Source organism: Fusibacter tunisiensis, from assembly GCF_016908355.1.
GTDB classification, from domain to species: Bacteria; Bacillota; Clostridia; order Peptostreptococcales; family Acidaminobacteraceae; genus Fusibacter_D; species Fusibacter_D tunisiensis.
Genome location: NZ_JAFBDT010000015.1, coordinates 19,934 through 38,157, shown reverse-complemented (window position 1 = coordinate 38,157; position 18,224 = coordinate 19,934). Strand labels below are relative to the sequence as shown.

Here is an 18,224-nt window from a genome sequence, read left to right as displayed (position 1 = left end):
CATGAGTGTGCCGTATGATAAGTTTGCGTTTGTATATGACATCATGCAGTATGATGTGGACTACACCGCTTGGGCAGACCGGTTAAACGACAAAATTAAAGCGCTAAAACCCAACAGCCGCAAACTTTTGGAATTGGCAACAGGTACAGGCAATTTGGCAATTGAATTGTCTAAAAGGTCTTATATTTTAGAAGGATTAGATCTGTCTGAAGAGATGCTTGCTGTTGCCTCTCAAAAAACTTCTGAAGCAGGTCTCAGAATAAGATTTTATAATCAAGACATGAAAACGTTTAACACAAAGAAAAACTATGATGTTATCTTCTCAGTTTGCGATGGAATGAATTATTTGGTCGAAACAGAAGATTTTAGAAGTATGCTGGATTCAGCTGCATCTCACCTGAATCCCGAGGGCCTCCTTATATTTGATTTAAGTTCGGAATATAAATTTAAACAAGTTATTGGCAATTCTACTTTTGCCGAAACTTTTGAAAACGCTGCCTATATTTGGGAAAATGAATATGATGCCAACTTAAAACAGTTGAGTTTTTTATTGACACTTTTTGTTGAGAGTTCGGCAGGTTATTCCAGATATGAGGAGTATCATTTGCAGCGGGCTTATGGGATTGACGAAATTAAAGACTTGCTTTACAATCAGTTTGAACTGTTAGAAATTTTGGATGGTGATAGTTTTAAACCGGTGCATCCAGAATCGCATCGCATTTGTTTTATTGCAAAAAGAAAGGAACAAATTTAATGACAGGAAATTTATTAACAGGGATGTCCACCAATCGAGAAGTTCGAATTTATGTTGCAGAAACTTCGGAAATGGTGGCTTCTGCTCAAAAAACACATGATTTGTCACCAATGTCTACTGCTGCTTTGGGACGGACGATAACTGGCGCAGCGATGATGGGAATGATGAGTAAAATAGAAAAAGAAAAGCTGACATTGCAAATTAAGGGTTCTGGAGAGATTCAGTTGATGGTGGCAGTTGCTGACACCAAGGGACATGTAAAAGCCTATACATCGGAACCCCATGCAAGCCTCCAAACCAATGATTTGGGAAAGATTGCTGTGGGGCAAGCTGTTGGCAAAGAAGGCCAAGTTGTTGTAATCCGTGATATGGGGATGAAAGATCCGTTTATTGGTCAGTCTGATTTGGTTTCAGGTGAAATTGCGGAAGACTTAACTTATTATTTTGGTCAATCTGAGCAACAGGCAACGGCAATTGGCCTTGGTGTTTTTTTAACACCAGATGCTAGGGTTAAATCGGCTGGTGGATTTTTGGTGCAGTTGCTTCCTGAGGCTTCAGAGGCAACCATTGAGCAACTGGAGTCTAATTTAAGCGGCATGAAATCCATTACCCAGTTGTTTGAAGAAGGCTTAACAATAGAACAAATTGCAGGTCAAGTCTTTGCTGGACTCGGTCTTGATGAACTTGAAAGATATCCACTTTATTATCAGTGCGATTGCTCAAAAGAAAAAATGGGTGCGGGCTTAAAATCGCTTGGCAAATCCACACTTACAGAAATATTGACAGAAGATGGGGGTGCTGAACTCACTTGCCATTTCTGCAATACAAAATATCAATTTAGCAGGAATGACCTAAAGACACTAATAGAAAGTATGGCGTAAAGAAGATGAAATTATTGATTTTGGCAATAGTGGGTGCGCTTATTGGTTGGATGACAAATGTAATTGCAATTAAACTTCTCTTTAGACCAGTAAAACCAGTACACATTATGGGTAACTTTTTGGTGATCCAAGGCATGATTCCCAAAAGAAAAACTGAAATTGCAAAAACGATAGGTGATGTTGTTGCTGAAGAACTCTTATCCATCGAGCAAATAGTTGATGATTTTGTGGAAGACTTAGACAAAAGGCGGGTTGTTTCCATTATTAAAGATAAGGTTGTGGCACTTGCCGACGCAAAAATGCCTGCCATGGTCCCTTCAATGTTTAAAGGTATGATCTTACAAAATATCGAAAAAATTATTGATGAAAATGGCGACCAGCTGGTGGTTGAAATGGCTGAAAAATTAAGTCATGAAGCTGTTAAGTCCATAGATATCAGTCAAATGGTTGAATCGAAGATTAACGGGTATGATTTTAAAGAAATTGAACGGTTGACATTACGCATTGCAAAACGAGAACTTAAACACATTGAATTATTGGGTGGCCTTATAGGATTTGCTATTGGCCTAATTCAAGGATTCTTTGTTTTACATTTGTTTTAAAAGAATTCATAAATGACCCGTTGACAAAAATGACATTTTGAATTATCATTGTTTTAATATTTAATAATTTTGCGATTATAAAGAAGAGTACTTCAACAGAGGCATTTAGAGAGTTCTTCACGTGGCTGAAATGGAGAATATGTTTAATTTGGAGGAAAACTAACTTTTAGCATTTCTGTGAGTAGCCCATGAAAGCAGAACGCTTACCGCGTTAAAAGTATCGAGTGGTCAAATTGACTACTAGGGTGGAACCGCGAGCAACTCTCGTCCCTAGCAAATATGCTAGAGATGAGAGTTTTTTTATTTCTTAAAAGGAGGCGTTAATATGAAGCGTGTTCAAGTAACATTAAAAGATGGTTCAGTTAGAGATTATGATCAAGGCACAACAGTTTATGAAGTTGCCAAATCCATTTCAGGTAGATTGGCAAAAGAAGCAATTGTGGGTGAAATTAATGGAAGAACAGTTGATCTTTCTTATCCAATTATGGAAGATTCTACTTTGAGTTTGTTTAAGTTTGAAGATGAAGCAGGTGCACATGCCTTTAGACATACCAGTTCGCATATTATGGCTCAGGCTGTTAAAAGATTGTTTCCAGGAACAAAACTTGCGATAGGTCCTGCAATTGATAACGGGTTTTACTATGATTTTGACACAGACCATAAGTTTGTTCCAGAAGATTTAGAACGCATAGAAGCAGAAATGCAAAAAATCATCAAAGAGAATTTGGTGCTCGAGCGATTTGAGCTGCCAAGGAATGAAGCCATTGCATTTATGGCTGAAAAAGGCGAAACTTACAAAGTTGAACTTATAAATGACTTGCCAGAAGATGAAATTATTTCATTTTACAAGCAAGGTGAATTTGTGGATTTGTGTGCGGGATGTCATGTTCAGTCCACAAAAGAAGTTAAAAGTATCAAACTTTTAAGCTTGGCGGGTGCCTATTGGCGAGGTGATGAAAAAAATAAAATGCTACAGCGGATTTACGGAACTTCTTTCCCAAAAGCATCTTTGATGGAAGCACATTTGACAATGCTTGAAGAAGCAAAAAAACGCGATCATAGAAAATTAGGTAAGGAACTCAAATTATTTGCTTTAATGGAAGAAGGGCCTGGTTTTCCGTTTATGCTACCAAACGGTATGGTGGTTAAAAATGAACTGCTTAAATATTGGCGAGAAGTACATGAGCGTGCCGAATACGTTGAGGTTGAAACCCCAATGATTCTAAATAGACACTTGTGGGAAACGTCTGGCCACTGGTTTCACTATAAAGAAAATATGTATTCTTTGAGAATTGATGAAGAAGATTATGCCATCAAGCCGATGAATTGTCCAGGGGGCATGTTGGTCTATAAAACAGATTTAAGATCTTATAAAGATCTGCCTATGCGGGTTGGTGAAATTGGCAGGGTACACCGTCATGAATTGTCTGGAGCCCTTCACGGTTTAATGCGGGTTCGGGCTTTTACACAAGATGATGCGCATATTTTCATGTTGCCTGAGCAGATTAAAGACGAAATTATTGGCGTTGTTAACTTGATTGATGAAGTCTACAAAAAATTTGGTTTCAGTTATCATATAGAGTTGTCTACACGTCCTGAAAAATCAATGGGTTCTGATGAAGATTGGAAACATGCTGAAGATTCCTTACAGGCTGCTCTAGAGGAACTGGAGATGCCATATAAATTGAATCCCGGTGATGGGGCGTTTTATGGCCCGAAAATTGATTTCCACTTAAAAGATTCACTGGGCAGAACTTGGCAATGTGGTACCATTCAATTGGATATGCAACTGCCACAAAGATTTGAACTTTCCTATATTGGGAAAGATGGTGAAAAGCATCAACCCATTGTTATTCACAGAGTTGCTTTTGGTAGCGTAGAAAGATTTATGGGCATTTTGATTGAAGAGTTTGCTGGGAAATTTCCAACTTGGCTTGCGCCAATTCAAGTTAAGGTTCTTACAATTGCAGACAGACACATTCCACATGCTAAAGAAGTAGCCAGCCGCCTTAAGGGGATGGGCATACGTGTCAACCTTGATGACCGGGCCGAAAAAATTGGATTTAAAATTAGGGAAGCTCAACTTGAGAAAAACCCATATATGTTGATTATCGGGGATAAAGAAGCTGAAGAGAATAGAGTTTCAGTTCGGTCAAGAGACATTGGTGAATTGGGAAGTCTTGAATTGGAAGTGTTTGCAAAATCCTTATTGGATGAAATTTCAGAACGTGGGTTAAAATCTTTTTTCAATAAAAATGAAGAACAATAGTTGACAACTTACTATAGAGATGGTATATTTATTGAGTCAATGTGACAGGAAGAAGAAGTCCGCTTCTCACCATATAACAATTGCGTTCATATGGTTAATACGATTTTTGATTTGTATGTTTATCATGCATTGATAAAGACGACTTGCGGCGGATGAATTCTCATCTGCCGTTTTTATTTTTCTATCGTACACAGGGGGTGTATATTATCAAAACAGCTGAAATTAATGAACAGATTCGCGACGCGGAAGTAAGAGTTATTGGAGATGATGGTGAGCAATTAGGACTTATGTCTGCAAAAGAGGCTTATAAAATTGCACTTGACCATAAGTTGGATCTTGTGAAAATTGCGCCAAATGCGAAACCACCGGTTTGCAAAGTCATGGACTACGGTAAATTCAGATATGAACAGCAAAAGCGTGACAAGGAAGCGCGTAAGAAGCAAAAGAGCGCTGCTGTTAAGGAAATACGCTTAGGACTGAACATTGAAAAAAATGATTTGGAAACCAAAGCCAAAAACGCTTCCAAGTTCTTGCAAAGTGGGGACAAAGTGAAAGTTTCATTAAGATTCAAAGGTCGAGAAATGGGCTATACACAACAAGGGTATGAAGTCATAAAGCGATTCATAGAAGTGCTAGATGAAGTTGGAACTGTAGAAACCCCGGCAAAAATGGAAGGTAGAAGCATGGTAGCAACCATTGCGCCTAAAAAATAATTAGAGATCACCGGAAGGAGGAACATCATTATGCCAAAAATGAAAACACATCGTGGTGCTGCTAAAAGAGTTAAAAAGACAGGTAGCGGTAAACTTAAAAGAAGTAAGGCCTTTACAAGCCATATCTTAACTAAGAAGTCTTCTAAGAGAAAAAGAGGATTGAGACAGTCTACAGTAGTTAGCGCTTCAGATATGAAGCGTGTAAAAACATTATTGCCTTATTTATAGGAAGAAATTTTAGGAGGTATCGGAAATGGCTAGAGTAAAAGGCGCCGTAAACGCCAAGAAAAAACATAAAAAAGTACTGAAACTCGCAAAGGGTTTTTATGGACAAAAAAGTCTTGTATTTAGAGCTGCTAATCCAGCAGTTATGCGTTCTTTGAGATCATCTTATGTTGGTAGAAAACTTAGAAAAAGAGATTTTAGAAAATTATGGATTGCACGTATCAATGCAGCTTCTAGACAAAATGGTTTAAGCTATTCTAAATTCATGAATGGACTTAAAAAAGCGAATATAGACATGAATAGAAAAGTTTTGTCAGAAATGGCAATTCATCATCCAGAGGACTTTGCTAAATTGGTTGAAGTGGCAAAGACACACATCTAGTTTAAGCATCTGTTATATGTATGTTTGGTCGGCGGTTAACCGTCGACTTTTTTATTGCCTTTACAGACCACTTGGGCTTTGTTAAACTGAATGTACTCGAAGTATATGATTTGGAGGCGTTGTATGTATGTAATAATTGTGGGTGCTGGAAAATTGGGTTATCAATTGTCAGAACTCTTTTCACTTAAAGACAATAATGTTGCCCTAATTGACATTAACAATGAGGCCCTTCTCAAAGCAAGTGCACACTTGGATCTTTTAACGGTAAATGACAATGGCCTTAATTTGTCGAGTTTACAAGAAATCAACGTTGAAAAAGCAGATGTCTTAATTGCAGTGACCAGTAGCGACGAACTCAATATGCTTATTGCTACATTGGCAAAAAAACTTGGGTGTAAAAAAGTGATTTCTAGAATTCGTAATCCAGAACATATGGATCAATTGGAATTTTTAAAACAAAATTTGAACATAGATTATGTTTCAAATCCTGAATTTGAAGTAGCCAAGGAAATCTTTAAGACACTCTTTAAAAAAGAAGGTGTAAACACAGAGGACTTTGCCAAAGGTAAGGTTATTATGAGTGATATGAAGGTGGTTGACAAATCAGCTTTGATTGATCAACCGCTTAAAGGAATTGATTTGCCCCATAAAGTATTGATCATTGGTATTTTAAGAAGTGGCGTTATGATTATTCCACATGGAAATACAATTGTTTTGAAAGAGGATATCCTATATGTTATAGGTGTAAAAGATGAGGTTCATGAGTTTATAAAGCAAAATGGTATTTCTGTGGCACAAAAGTCTGCCAAACGCGTCATGATTATTGGCGGTGGGAAGGCAGCGTTTTATTTGGCAAAAAAATTATTAAAGACAGATGTTTCGGTTAAGATTATTGAGCGCGATAAAGAGCGCTGCAAGTACTTGGCTCAAGAACTGAAAAGAGTTCTCGTCATCCATGGCGATGCCACAGACATCAATTTACTTATAGAAGAAGGTATTGGAGACATGGATGCTGTCGTCACCTTAACAGGGTTTGATGAGGAAAACATACTTCTGTCAATGGTTGCTAAAAAGAACAGTGTTCCTAAAGTTGTAACAAAAGTGAGCAAGTCAAATTATGTTGATATTATTGAGCAATTAGGAACAGAGCATGTGATCAACCCAATTTTAGTAACTGCTTCAGGTATTATGAGAAATATTTATGGGGGCAAAATTCTATCGATTGCCATGCTTTTAGGGGGCCAAGCTGAAGTCGTTGAAATTATTGTAAATGAAAAGTCCTTGGTGGTTAACCAGCCTTTGTATTCTGTAAACCTACCAGAGGGCATTATTGTTGGTTCAGTTGTGAAAAATGGAAAAGTATATATACCAAACGGTGAAACAGTTATTGAACCTGGAAATCGTGTGATTGTTTTCTGCTTAAAGGAAGAAACACATCGTTTGGAAGAGTTTTTCTATGGAACGAAGAGAGGGTTCATTAATGAATTATGGCATGGTAAATAGGGTCTTAGGAAATTTGTTGATGTTTGAGGCAGCAGCCTTATTGCCCTCATTAGGGATTTCTTTTTTCTATGGTCAACACGATTTTAATGCGTTTTTAATGACCATTGTATTGATTTTGACATTTGGCTATGCCATGTCAAAGCTACCAGTTCGATCCAAAAGAATTAAAACAAAAGAGGCCATTACAATTGTGACAATGGGTTGGATTGTGGTAAGTGCTTTTGGCGCTTTACCATTTGTTCTATCTGGCGCGCTTCCCAATTATGTGGACGCTTTTTTTGAAACAGTTTCAGGCCTTACAACGACTGGTGCCACTGTGATAGATGATATTGAAGTGTTGCCTTATGGCATTCTGTTTTGGCGGTCTCTCCTTCATTGGTTGGGGGGGATGGGAATTCTTGTCCTGGCACTTGCTATCATGCCAACACTTGGCGTAGGGGCATTCCAAATCTTTAAAGCCGAAAGTCCGGGACCAATATCGGACAAATTGGTTCCTAAAATGAAAGATACTGCAAAAATACTTTATATTGCCTACCTAGGGATTACGGTTATAGAGACTCTTTTGTTAATGGTTGGCGGCATGAATTTATATGAAGCGTTGATTCATACATTTGGGACTGTAGGAACAGGTGGATTTTCAACGCGGAATGCAAGCATTGCAGCTTTCAACAGTAGGTATATTTACACTGTAATTACATTTTTTATGGTGGCTTCTGGTGTGAATTTTGCCTTGTATTATGAATTGTATCGTGGCAGAATTGGGAATATTTTTAAGAATATTGAATTTAAAGTCTATATCTCTATTTTTTTAGCGATTTCGACGTTAATGTCCATAAGTCTTTTGGGGTATTATGATTCAATTATTGATGCCATACAACATGGTTTTTTTCAAGTGGCTTCTATTATGACAACTACAGGCTATGCCACTGCAGATTTTGACTTATGGCCCAATTTTAGTAAGGCTCTACTCTTTTTTGTCATGTTTATTGGTGGTAGTGCGGGGTCAACTGGTGGGTCTATTAAGGTAATTCGGTTGGTTATCTTGTACAAGTTAGTAAAGCGTGAATTTGTAAAGCTGATGCATCCACGTGCCGTGGTCCCTGTTGAATTAAATGGTAAGATGCTGTCATCCGATGTGATTGCCAATATAACTGGTTTTTTCTTTTTGTATGTTCTTTTGTTTATTTCGGGGACTTTGTTTATTTCCATTGAGGGTGTAGACTTCGTAAGTGCTGCAAGTGCATCGGCAGCTTCTCTTGGCAATATTGGCCCGGGATTTGGACGTCTTGGTCCGACACAAACCTATGCTTTTTTATCGTCGCCCAGTAAGATTGTTTTATCTGTGTTAATGCTTTTCGGCCGATTGGAGTTATTTACAATCTTTTTACTGTTTACACCAAATCACTGGCGGAAAGATTAATAATCTGTATCTTGTATACACAGGTGCTTTATCATATAATTAAGGTGCAAATAATTGATAAGGAGAGTGTAACATGGCTTTTTTAGACAAGGTAATTGAAATTGCAAAAAAAGATGTTCAAACAATTGTACTTCCAGAGGCTTTTGACCCGAGAACAATTGAAGCAACACACAAAATTTTGGAACAAGGGATTGCCGATGTAATATTGGTTGGTAATAAGACGGAAATTTTGAGTGGCTCTGGCGAGTGGAATATTGAAAATGCAACTTTCATCAATCCTGAAACATTTGAGGAATTGGATGCGTATGCTGCAGCTTTAGCGGAGCTCAGAAAAAGTAAAGGAATGACCCAAGAAGAGGCTCGAAAACTTCTGCTGGAGAATGCCTTATACTTTGGTGTCATGCTTGTTAAAATGGGACGCGCTGGTGGTATGGTTGCAGGCGCTGCAAATTCAACTGCAAATGTTTTAAGACCTGCACTTCAGATTTTAAAAACTGCTCCAGGGACAAAACTGGTATCTGCTGTTTTCTTAATGGAAGTGCCAAATTGTGACCTGGGAGAAGAAGGGATTTTTATATTTGGGGATTGTGCCCTTAATCCAAATCCAACGTCTGAAGAACTGGCACATATTGCCATTAGTTCTGCAAAAACATTTGAGTCCTTGGTACATAAAGAGGCGAAAGTTGCCATGCTCTCTTTTTCTTCAAAGGGATCTGCTGCGCATCCGGATGTTGATAAGGTAATTGAAGCTGGAAAAATTGCACAAAACTTGGCACCTGACCTTCAACTGGATGCGGAACTTCAATTGGATGCAGCCATTGTTCCAAAAGTAGGCAAAAGTAAAGCACCGGAATCTAAAGTTGCTGGGCAAGCCAATGTTATTATTTTTCCTGACTTAGATGCAGGCAATATCGGTTATAAACTTGTTCAAAGACTGGCTGGTGCAAATGCTTATGGCCCTGTATGTCAAGGACTTTCAATGCCTGTAAATGATTTGTCTAGAGGATGCTATGCTGATGATATCGTTGGAACTGTAGCCCTTACCGCTTTACAAGCGCAAATGCAATCAAAATAGTATTAAATGGATCGGCGTATATTTGCGAAGTCTAAATACGTCGATTTTTTAACATGCTAACCCATTGACACCCCGCCTACAGGGGGGTATACTTGTTCTTGTAATTTTATTTTGAGAGGTGATAATAGAATGGGTAGAAAAGTTGCAAGAATTGACCATGGAAGGTGTGATCGATCACCATTTTGTCCTGTAAAGCGGGTTTGTCCTGTTAAAGCTGTTACAGGATCTATGTTTCAAGCCCCTACAGTATCTGAAGAAGACTGTACAGGATGTGGAAAGTGTTTGAATTATTGTCCAATGGGTGCTGTTACCATGATAAATGTATAATGAAAATCGGACTGTAATTTCAGTCCGATTTTTTGCTTTAAAAGTAAATGGAGATTTGATACAATTAAACGTATGAAATGAAGACATAAGGAGAGCCTATGAACGTATCATTAAATCCAAATAAAGCATTAAAGCCTGCACAAGTTATCGTATTTAGTTTTTTGTCGGTTATTGCGATTGGCACTGTTCTATTGATGCTCCCAATGAGTACAGTAAATGGCAATTCCGCAGGTTTTGTAAATTCCTTGTTTACGTCAACATCTGCTGTTTGTGTGACTGGGCTTGTGGTTGTGGATACTGGAACCTACTGGAGTGTCTTTGGGAAAACAATTATTTTACTTTTAATTCAAGTTGGTGGACTTGGCTTAATGACTTTAACAACAACAGTGGCTATTTTACTGGGAAAAAAAATCGGACTGAGAAATCGAATTTTAATGCAGGAAGCCTTTAATCAGTTTTCAATTGCAGGGGTTATTCGTTTAACCAAATATGTTTTTATCTCTACAATGGTGTTTGAATCTTTAGGGGCTTTGCTTTTGAGTTTTAGATTTATTCCACAAATGGGCATTAAAAATGGCATTTACTACGCTATATTTCACTCGGTTTCTGCCTTTTGTAATGCTGGATTTGATATTATGGGAAATGGTGCAAGTCTAACCGGTTATGTAGGGGATCCACTTGTGAATTTTGTAATTATTGGACTAATCATTACGGGGGGTCTGGGATTTGCGGTTATGGTGGACCTATTTAGAACGCAAAAATTTTCAAAGCTTACGTTACATTCCAAGTTGGTTTTAAAAATCACAGGGGTGCTTCTTGGGGTTGCCTTTGTTTTATTCTTCATTTTTGAGTATAACAATCCAGCGACCATTGGGAATATGCCTATTTTCGAGAAGTTAACCGCCATTTCTTTTCAGGCCGTCACGCCTAGAACGGCTGGTTTTAACACCCTAGATATGGCTTCGCTTACAACGCCCAGCAAAGTTTTAACAATGTTACTGATGTTTATTGGTGGGTCTCCAGGGTCTACTGCAGGTGGTGTAAAGACAACCACCATCGGTCTCATGTTTTTAACAATCCTTGCAGTGGCAAGAGGGGTGGATGATATTGAATTTTCCAAAAGAAGAATTTCAAAAGGCACTATAAATAAAGCTTTAGCTGTTATTTTTGTTTCAGCAGCTGTTGTATTTGTCATGTTTTTACTCTTGACCTATACTGAAACTGGGCTTGCGTTTGAAGAAATACTTTTTGAAACATTAAGTGCTTTTGGTACCGTTGGTCTTTCATTGGGCATTACTGCGGAATTAAGTACAGTCGGTAGACTTATGATCACGATACTAATGTTCTTTGGACGTCTTGGACCGCTCACCATTGTTTTGGCTTTAAGCCATCCTGGACACATTAAAAAGCAACTGATTCGGTATCCAGAAGGTAAAATCATAGTCGGATAAGGAGATAAGAATGGGAAAACAATTTGTAGTTATAGGGTGTGGGAGATTTGGAGAAAGCTTAGCTGTAAAGTTAGCTGAAATGGGGAGTGAAGTAATGGCGGTGGATGCAAGTGCCGAAATTATACAGAACATTTCCGATAAAGTGACATACGCGGTTCAAGCAGATGTAACAGATGAAAATGCCATTAAGGCGCTTGGAATTCGAAATTTTGACGTTGCAATTATTTCGATTGGGTCTGACATACAAGCATCCATTTTAGTGACCCTAATGGTTAAAGAGATGGGCATTAAGCATATTGTGGCAAAAGCACAAAACACGATGCACGCAAAAGTACTTTATAAAATTGGTGCCAATCGAGTTGTTTTTCCTGAAAAAGAAATGGGCATTAAGGTAGCAAAGAGCTTAATTTCTAGTAATGTTCTGGAACTTATAGATTTAGCACCTGATTACAGCATTCTTGAAATTAACATGAATGATGAGTGGATTGGAAAAACATTGGTTGAAATTAATATGAGAAGGCGGTATTCCATTTCTGTAATTGCCATTCGCAGAGGGGACGAAATGGACATCAATGTTGAGCCGGATCAAGTCTTATTGAAAGATGATATTCTTGTTGTTGTAGGACATAATAAAGATTTAGAAAAAATTGAAAAGAGGTAAAAGTGATTGAAATTGCTTCTTCAAAAAATCCCCAAGTGAAATTTTTGAAATCTCTACATCAAAAGAAGCACAGAGAGCGTGAGTCTAAATTCATTGTTGAAGGCATCAAGACCTTGGAATTGGCTATAAAAGCTGGTATAACCTGTTATGGGGTCTATCTGACTGAAAAAGGGTTAGAAAGTTTAAGAAGCCAATTGCCAGAACTTTTCGAAAAAGTTAATCGTGTGCATTTGATTTCAGAGGCTGTTCTTAAAGAAGTTACCAGCACAGAAACGCCTCAAGGTGTTATTGGCGTTCTGGAAATGCCACTTAAAATGAAGCAGGAACAACTTTTTGATCGAATTCAGATAGAAACGCGTATGGGCTCTATTTTAATGCTGGATAGAATTCAAGATCCTGGGAACATGGGAACCATTATCCGAACTGCCGAGGCGGCCGGAATTCAAGATATCGTCCTTGTCAAAGGGTGTGTTGATATTTTTAACGATAAAGTTATGCGCAGTACAATGGGGTCTATTTTTAATGTTTCTTTTTACGAAGTGGAAGATCCGGTAGCGTTTGTCACTGCTTTATCAGAATTTGGCTATTTGATTGTTGCTTCTGCCCTTGAAAATGCTGTAGCGTATTCGAGGAATTCTGTTTTTTCCAAACGCAATTGCTTGATTATTGGAAATGAGGGAAATGGTATATCGGATATGCTTCTACAGGCGTCTGATATTCGGGTTAAAATTCCAATCAGAGGTGTGGCGGAGTCACTTAACGCAGGTGTCGCCGCTGGTATTCTAATATATAAAATGCTTGAGTCTGATTTGAATTTGTGATATTATTGCTGTATTGAAAATAAATGTCGAAGATGGAGAGAGTAGGCTTGGCGGTTTTTTTAGAGAGAAAAGCAGGGGTGAAAGCTTTTTAAAACCAATCAGTTGAAGTTCACTCTGGAGATGCGCTTTTGATATGTAGGGAGCGCCGTGTGCCGCGTTAAGGCTTTGAGAGGACTCAGCTGAGTCAAAATGGGTGGTACCGCGGATAAACTTCGTCCCTTTCAGGGATGCGGTTTTTTTATTTTTTTGTAAAGGAGAGAAATTTAAATGAAAGAGATTTTGAACCAGTTGCTGAAAAGTGCAACAGAAGAAATCCATTCGGCGCCGGGGCTGAAAGAACTTGAAGAGATTCGGGTTAAATATCTGGGAAAAAAAGGTGAAATTACGTCAGTTTTAAAAAATATGAAGGATCTGTCTGCTGAAGAACGCCCTGCAATTGGGAAAGTGGCAAATTCCGTACGTGAAGAAATTGAAATTATATTGGAACAGGTAAAAGAAGAAAAAAAGAAAGTGGAAATGGATGCGCAACTTGAAAAGGAAGGCATCGATGTGACGATGCCGTCTAAAAAACATGAAAGGGGACATAAACACCCGTTAAATGTAGCCTTAGATGAAATTATGGATATATTTCTAGGTATGGGGTTTAAAATTGCAGAAGGGCCTGAAGTGGATACAGTTTATCACAATTTTGATGCCCTAAATGCACCTATTGATCACCCTTCAAGAAGCTTATCCGATACGTTTTATATTACTGAAGATCTATTGCTTAGAACGCAAACATCACCCATTCAAGTGCGGACAATGAAACAACAAAAACCACCAATAAGGATTATTGCACCTGGAAGATGTTTTAGAAATGATGAGATAGATGCAACGCATTCTCCAATGTTTCATCAAATTGAAGGGTTGGTCGTCGATGAAAATGTAACAATGGCGGATCTAAAAGGGACATTGGATATGTTTGCGAAACGTCTTTTTGGGAACCAGACCAAGACTAAGTTTAGACCCCATTATTTTCCATTTACTGAGCCGAGTGGTGAAGTGGATGTGTCCTGTTTTAAATGCGGTGGGGAAGGCTGTCGGTTTTGTAGTGGCAGCGGTTGGATTGAAATTTTGGGGTGTGGTATGGTGCATCCAAACGTTCTTGAAGAATGTGGTATTGATTCTGAAAAGTACACAGGCTTTGCATTTGGAATGGGTTTGGACCGTATTACAATGTTAAAATATGAAATAGATGACATTCGCATTCTGTTTGAAAACGATGTGCGATTGATTAAGCAATTTTAGGAGGCAGTAATGAGAGTACCTGTAGAATGGCTGAAAGATTATGTCAATATAGATGGAATTGAAACAAAGACATTGGTGGACCGATTGGTGTTGACTGGTTCAAACAATGAAGGCATAACGGATTTCACACGGCAAATTGAAAATGTTGTTGTGGGTAAAATTCTTGAAATCAAGCAACACCCGAATGCAGATAAACTGGTGGTATGCCAAGTTGATGTAGGGGCAGAAGTGATTCAAATCGTTACAGGTGCAACCAATATATCCGAAATGGACTATATACCTGTTGCGTTACACGGCTCGACAATAGCAGGTGGCGTTAAAATCAAAAAAGGGAAATTGCGTGGAGAAGTATCTAATGGTATGCTTTGTTCTTTTGACGAACTTGGGTTTGATGGTTCGGTTATACCAAAAGAATTTGACGATGGCATTTTAATTTTGGATCAAGCATACCCGCTGGGCATGCCCTTCCTTGAAACTTTAAAATTGAGTGATCCTATTATAGACTTTGAAATTACGCCAAATCGATCAGACTGTTTGAGTATGATTGGGATGGCAAGAGAAGTTGCCGCGTCATTTGATCAAACGCTTGTACACCCTAAAGTATATGAAGACAAGGCTTCTTCAGAGATTGAAAAATATGCTTCTGTTGTCATAGAAGATCCGGATTTATGTCCAAGATATACTGCAAAAGTCGTACAGGATATTAAAATTGAAAACTCACCAATGTGGCTTCAAATTAGATTGATGCAGGCTGGTATGCGTCCAATTAATAACATCGTAGACATTACAAATTATGTTATGTTGGAATATGGCCAACCGATTCATGCGTTTGATCTTGACAGTGTGGATGAAGGTAAAATCATTGTAAGACGTGTAAAACCAAACGAAACAATTGTGACACTAGATGATAAAGAACGGGCTCTTGAAGAGGATATGCTTGTAATTGCAGACCCTAAGAAGGCAATTGCCCTTGCAGGCGTAATGGGTGGTGCCAATACAGAAGTTACACCTGAGACCAAACGTGTACTTTTGGAAGTGGCAACATTTGATAAAACGTCCATCCGAAAAACATCCAAAGAAATTGGCCTTAGATCTGAAGCTTCATCCAGATATGAAAAAGGTGTGAGTGACCAACTCCCCTTAATCGTAGTCAATCGAATTTGTCATTTAATTGAAGCCTTAGGTGCTGGAAAAGTTGTCCCTGGTTTAATTGATGTCTATCCAAACCCAAAAGATAAGGTCCGTATTCCATTTAGGATAAGCAGAATTAATCAAGTGATTGGGTCGGATTTAACAGAAGAAGACGTCATAGGTTTTCTTAAAAAATTAGATATTCGTGTGGAAAGAGAAGATGGCCTTGTTGCTGTACCACCACATTACAGATTAGACCTTGATAAAGAAATTGATTTGGTTGAAGAAGTAGCCCGCTTATATGGGTATGATAAGATTCAAATGACACTTCCCAAAGCGGCAACATGGGGGGCTTTAACCAATGGTCAGAGGATTGAAAAAACGGCTAAGACAGAATTACTTGCCTCAGGGGTTAATGAGATATTAACGTATTCCTTTGTTTCAAAGAGAGATTTGGACAGAATTCGACTTGGCGAAAACAGTTATCTTAGAAATCAAGTTGAACTAATTAATCCTTTGGGTGAAGAGTTTAGTGTTATGCGAAGCTCTTTGGTGCCAAATGTACTTGAAGTCCTTTCAAGAAATTACAACCGTAAAAATCAGTCGGTTAGAATATTTGAAATGGGCAGTGTCTTTTTGCCAAGAGAAAATGACCTTCCAATTGAACGGAAAATGCTGACAATTGGAATTTTCGGTGAACAAGAAGATTTTTATAGCTTAAAAGGTATTGTTGAGAGTTTATTGGATGGCATGCATGTAAAGGACTATTTCTTTGAGAAAGAAGCCAATGCGCCAACTTATCATAAAGGAAGATGTGCCAATTTGTTTGTGGGTAAGCACTTGGTTGGTACACTGGGCGAAATCCATCCCCTTGTGCAAGAAGAATACAGCATCGGTGTACGGTCTTATGTTGCAGATTTAGATTTTAATTTACTCATGCAAATGACCACTGAAGATGTACTGTTTACGCCAATTCCAAAGTATCCTGCGGTGGAAAGGGATATGGCAGTTTTGGTAAGGGACGAGGTGACTTCACGCCAAATTGAGACAATTGTAAGGCGTGTTGGGGGAAAATTATTAGAATCTATAAGAATGTTTGATATGTATAAAGGCAAACAAATTTCGGAAGGTCATAAATCAGTGGCCTATGCTTTAATATTTAGAGCAGAAGATCGCACTTTGTCAGATGATGAGGTGAATGGTGTGTTCTCGAAAATTTTAAAAGAATTAGAGGCTGAACTGGGTGCACAATTGCGCTAGAACAAAGTGCTTTACTTGTTTGAATCGAGTAAAGCACTTTTTCTTCTGTAGCAGAAAGGTTCAAATTATGCGGACATAAATGAAACGAGGCTAAGAAATGATTCGAATTGATGAACAGACAAACGTTGTTAAAATGGCTATACCAATTTTTATTGAAGTATTGCTGTTTATGATTATGGGAAATGTAGATACAATGATGCTCAGTCGTTTTTCTGATATTGCAGTTGCAGCGGTGGGTAATGCCAACCAAATTTTAAACACTGTACTCATTGTATTTAATGTGACGTCAGCCGCAACTGGAATTATGGTTACACAATATTTAGGTGCTCGGAAAAATGAAGTGCTTAATCAGATTTATGCCATGGCATTTGGGTTTAATGTGCTTTTGGCGGGCGCAATTGCTTTGTTACTATATTTTTTTCAAGTTGCAATTTTTGGTTGGATTCATATGCCGCAGGAATTGTATTCAGATACTGCAGCATACTTAAATGTTACTTTAGGATTTTTGTTTGTACCAGCACTTTTTACGGTGTCCTCTGTGATATTAAAGAGTCACGGTCAAACAAAAGTAACGATGTTTTTGGCAATTGGTATGAATCTTCTAAATGTTGTGGGAAATGCTGTGTTTTTATTTGGGCCATTTGGCTTGCCAATTCTTGGTGTTCGTGGCGTTGCTATTTCAACAGTAGTCAGTAGGAGTTTTGCGCTTGTGGTGATGTTGTATATTTTAATTCGCCATTATAGAATTCGAATTAAATTAAAACATTATTTTGAGTTGTCGAAAGCAGAAGTTCTTAAGTTTGTAAAATTGGGTCTACCGTCTGCAGGTGAGCCCATGTCGTATCAGTTTTCTCAAATGGTTATTTTTTCTATGATCAATTTAATGGGGACAACGGCTGTGACGACAAAAATATATGTTCAAATACTGGTATGGTTTACCTATTTGGCCAGTCTGGCACTTGCTCAGGCCAATGCCATTATAGTAGGACATTTAATTGGGGCGGGAAAAGAAGATGCTGCTTATCGGTTGACACTCCGATCTTTAAGATACTCTGTGATCATTACATTGACCATGTCTTTTGTTTTTATTCTGTTTAGAAAACCTTTGATTTCAATTTTCACTTCAGATCCTGAGATTATTGCAATGGGGGCGACTATTTTGCTTGTGGACATTTTTGTAGAACTGGGTCGAATTTTTAATTTAGTGATTATAAACGCTTTTAAGTCAGCTGGGGATGTGTATTTTCCTGTAATTATTGGGATATTTTCCATGTGGGGTGTCAGCACATTAGGGGCTTATATACTTGGCGTACACTTGGGATTTGGTCTTGTGGGAATCTGGGTTGCCATGGCAGCAGATGAAATTTTAAGAGGGATTATTATGTTTGTTAGATTGATGCGTGGAAATTGGCGTGGCAAACAAATTGTAGAGAATCATTAACTTTTCTTTACAACCATTGTG

Annotated in this window: 17 protein-coding genes and 2 other annotated features; all 17 genes read left to right on the top strand. The window is 38.2% G+C overall.

Annotation, left to right across the window (positions count from 1 at the left end; genetic code table 11):
• Position 1: 1 nt before the first annotated feature.
• The 17 genes from JOC49_RS09135 to JOC49_RS09055 all read left to right on the top strand — a co-directional run bounded on the left by JOC49_RS09135 (position 2) and on the right by JOC49_RS09055 (position 18,203).
• Positions 2-754, top strand: a complete 753-nt coding sequence (locus JOC49_RS09135) for a class I SAM-dependent DNA methyltransferase (RefSeq protein ID WP_204664563.1) — start codon at positions 2-4, stop codon at positions 752-754.
• The gene (gene hslO / locus JOC49_RS09130; RefSeq protein ID WP_204664561.1) at positions 754-1,635 is read left to right on the top strand and encodes an Hsp33 family molecular chaperone HslO; all 882 of its coding nucleotides are present in this window, start codon (positions 754-756) and stop codon (positions 1,633-1,635) included. The genes JOC49_RS09135 and hslO overlap by 1 nt, the downstream gene beginning before the upstream one ends.
• Positions 1,636-1,640: 5 nt before the next feature.
• A complete protein-coding gene (locus tag JOC49_RS09125) occupies positions 1,641-2,237 on the top strand; it encodes a DUF445 domain-containing protein (RefSeq protein WP_204664559.1) in 597 nt (198 codons plus the stop codon).
• A 65-nt stretch (positions 2,238-2,302) separates the two neighbouring features.
• Positions 2,303-2,512: a binding site (T-box leader), on the top strand.
• Between the two features lie 50 nt (positions 2,513-2,562).
• Complete coding sequence (gene thrS, locus JOC49_RS09120; RefSeq protein ID WP_204664557.1) at positions 2,563-4,506, top strand: threonine--tRNA ligase; 1,944 nt, start codon at positions 2,563-2,565, stop codon at positions 4,504-4,506.
• A gap of 152 nt (positions 4,507-4,658) precedes the next feature.
• Positions 4,659-5,219 (top strand): translation initiation factor IF-3, encoded by a 561-nt coding sequence (gene infC / locus JOC49_RS09115; protein ID WP_204664555.1) that lies wholly within the window; start codon positions 4,659-4,661, stop codon positions 5,217-5,219.
• A 30-nt stretch (positions 5,220-5,249) separates the two neighbouring features.
• Positions 5,250-5,447 carry a 50S ribosomal protein L35 gene (rpmI, locus tag JOC49_RS09110; RefSeq protein ID WP_204664553.1) on the top strand — a complete coding sequence of 66 codons (198 nt, stop codon included), beginning with the start codon at positions 5,250-5,252 and terminating at the stop codon, positions 5,445-5,447.
• A gap of 25 nt (positions 5,448-5,472) precedes the next feature.
• The gene (gene rplT / locus JOC49_RS09105) at positions 5,473-5,826 is read left to right on the top strand and encodes a 50S ribosomal protein L20 (RefSeq protein ID WP_204664551.1); all 354 of its coding nucleotides are present in this window, start codon (positions 5,473-5,475) and stop codon (positions 5,824-5,826) included.
• A 123-nt stretch (positions 5,827-5,949) separates the two neighbouring features.
• Positions 5,950-7,329 carry a Trk system potassium transporter TrkA gene (gene trkA, locus JOC49_RS09100; protein WP_204664549.1) on the top strand — a complete coding sequence of 460 codons (1,380 nt, stop codon included), beginning with the start codon at positions 5,950-5,952 and terminating at the stop codon, positions 7,327-7,329.
• The gene (locus JOC49_RS09095; protein WP_243423669.1) at positions 7,283-8,749 is read left to right on the top strand and encodes a TrkH family potassium uptake protein; all 1,467 of its coding nucleotides are present in this window, start codon (positions 7,283-7,285) and stop codon (positions 8,747-8,749) included. Before trkA ends, JOC49_RS09095 begins: the two co-directional genes overlap by 47 nt.
• A 73-nt stretch (positions 8,750-8,822) precedes the next feature.
• A complete protein-coding gene (gene pta, locus JOC49_RS09090; protein ID WP_204664547.1) occupies positions 8,823-9,824 on the top strand; it encodes a phosphate acetyltransferase in 1,002 nt (333 codons plus the stop codon).
• 129 nt (positions 9,825-9,953) lie between these two features.
• Positions 9,954-10,151: an ATP-binding protein gene (locus JOC49_RS09085; RefSeq protein ID WP_204664545.1), complete on the top strand. Its 198-nt coding sequence runs from the start codon at positions 9,954-9,956 to the stop codon at positions 10,149-10,151.
• Between the two features lie 98 nt (positions 10,152-10,249).
• Complete coding sequence (locus tag JOC49_RS09080) at positions 10,250-11,602, top strand: TrkH family potassium uptake protein (RefSeq protein WP_204664543.1); 1,353 nt, start codon at positions 10,250-10,252, stop codon at positions 11,600-11,602.
• A gap of 10 nt (positions 11,603-11,612) precedes the next feature.
• Entirely contained in the window at positions 11,613-12,263 is a 651-nt protein-coding gene (locus JOC49_RS09075; RefSeq protein WP_204664541.1) for a potassium channel family protein, read from the top strand.
• 2 nt (positions 12,264-12,265) lie between these two features.
• Entirely contained in the window at positions 12,266-13,084 is an 819-nt protein-coding gene (locus tag JOC49_RS09070; RefSeq protein ID WP_204664540.1) for a TrmH family RNA methyltransferase, read from the top strand.
• A 20-nt stretch (positions 13,085-13,104) separates the two neighbouring features.
• Positions 13,105-13,307 (top strand) — a binding site (T-box leader).
• A 44-nt stretch (positions 13,308-13,351) separates the two neighbouring features.
• Entirely contained in the window at positions 13,352-14,371 is a 1,020-nt protein-coding gene (gene pheS / locus JOC49_RS09065; RefSeq protein ID WP_204664539.1) for a phenylalanine--tRNA ligase subunit alpha, read from the top strand.
• Positions 14,372-14,380: 9 nt separating this feature from the next.
• The gene (gene pheT, locus JOC49_RS09060; protein ID WP_204664538.1) at positions 14,381-16,762 is read left to right on the top strand and encodes a phenylalanine--tRNA ligase subunit beta; all 2,382 of its coding nucleotides are present in this window, start codon (positions 14,381-14,383) and stop codon (positions 16,760-16,762) included.
• Between the two features lie 97 nt (positions 16,763-16,859).
• The gene (locus JOC49_RS09055) at positions 16,860-18,203 is read left to right on the top strand and encodes an MATE family efflux transporter (RefSeq protein WP_204664537.1); all 1,344 of its coding nucleotides are present in this window, start codon (positions 16,860-16,862) and stop codon (positions 18,201-18,203) included.
• Positions 18,204-18,224: the final 21 nt, after the last annotated feature.

Coding starts and splice junctions, on each gene's coding strand:
- JOC49_RS09095 (WP_243423669.1), top strand. CDS start 7,283: ATGGAACGAAGAGAGGGTTCATTAATGAATTATGGCATGGTAAATAGG.
- rpmI (WP_204664553.1), top strand. CDS start 5,250: ATGCCAAAAATGAAAACACATCGTGGTGCTGCTAAAAGAGTTAAAAAG.
- pta (WP_204664547.1), top strand. CDS start 8,823: ATGGCTTTTTTAGACAAGGTAATTGAAATTGCAAAAAAAGATGTTCAA.
- JOC49_RS09135 (WP_204664563.1), top strand. CDS start 2: ATGAGTGTGCCGTATGATAAGTTTGCGTTTGTATATGACATCATGCAG.
- JOC49_RS09075 (WP_204664541.1), top strand. CDS start 11,613: ATGGGAAAACAATTTGTAGTTATAGGGTGTGGGAGATTTGGAGAAAGC.
- pheS (WP_204664539.1), top strand. CDS start 13,352: ATGAAAGAGATTTTGAACCAGTTGCTGAAAAGTGCAACAGAAGAAATC.
- infC (WP_204664555.1), top strand. CDS start 4,659: ATGAATTCTCATCTGCCGTTTTTATTTTTCTATCGTACACAGGGGGTG.
- JOC49_RS09125 (WP_204664559.1), top strand. CDS start 1,641: ATGAAATTATTGATTTTGGCAATAGTGGGTGCGCTTATTGGTTGGATG.
- pheT (WP_204664538.1), top strand. CDS start 14,381: ATGAGAGTACCTGTAGAATGGCTGAAAGATTATGTCAATATAGATGGA.
- thrS (WP_204664557.1), top strand. CDS start 2,563: ATGAAGCGTGTTCAAGTAACATTAAAAGATGGTTCAGTTAGAGATTAT.
- trkA (WP_204664549.1), top strand. CDS start 5,950: ATGTATGTAATAATTGTGGGTGCTGGAAAATTGGGTTATCAATTGTCA.
- JOC49_RS09055 (WP_204664537.1), top strand. CDS start 16,860: ATGATTCGAATTGATGAACAGACAAACGTTGTTAAAATGGCTATACCA.
- hslO (WP_204664561.1), top strand. CDS start 754: ATGACAGGAAATTTATTAACAGGGATGTCCACCAATCGAGAAGTTCGA.
- rplT (WP_204664551.1), top strand. CDS start 5,473: ATGGCTAGAGTAAAAGGCGCCGTAAACGCCAAGAAAAAACATAAAAAA.
- JOC49_RS09080 (WP_204664543.1), top strand. CDS start 10,250: ATGAACGTATCATTAAATCCAAATAAAGCATTAAAGCCTGCACAAGTT.
- JOC49_RS09085 (WP_204664545.1), top strand. CDS start 9,954: ATGGGTAGAAAAGTTGCAAGAATTGACCATGGAAGGTGTGATCGATCA.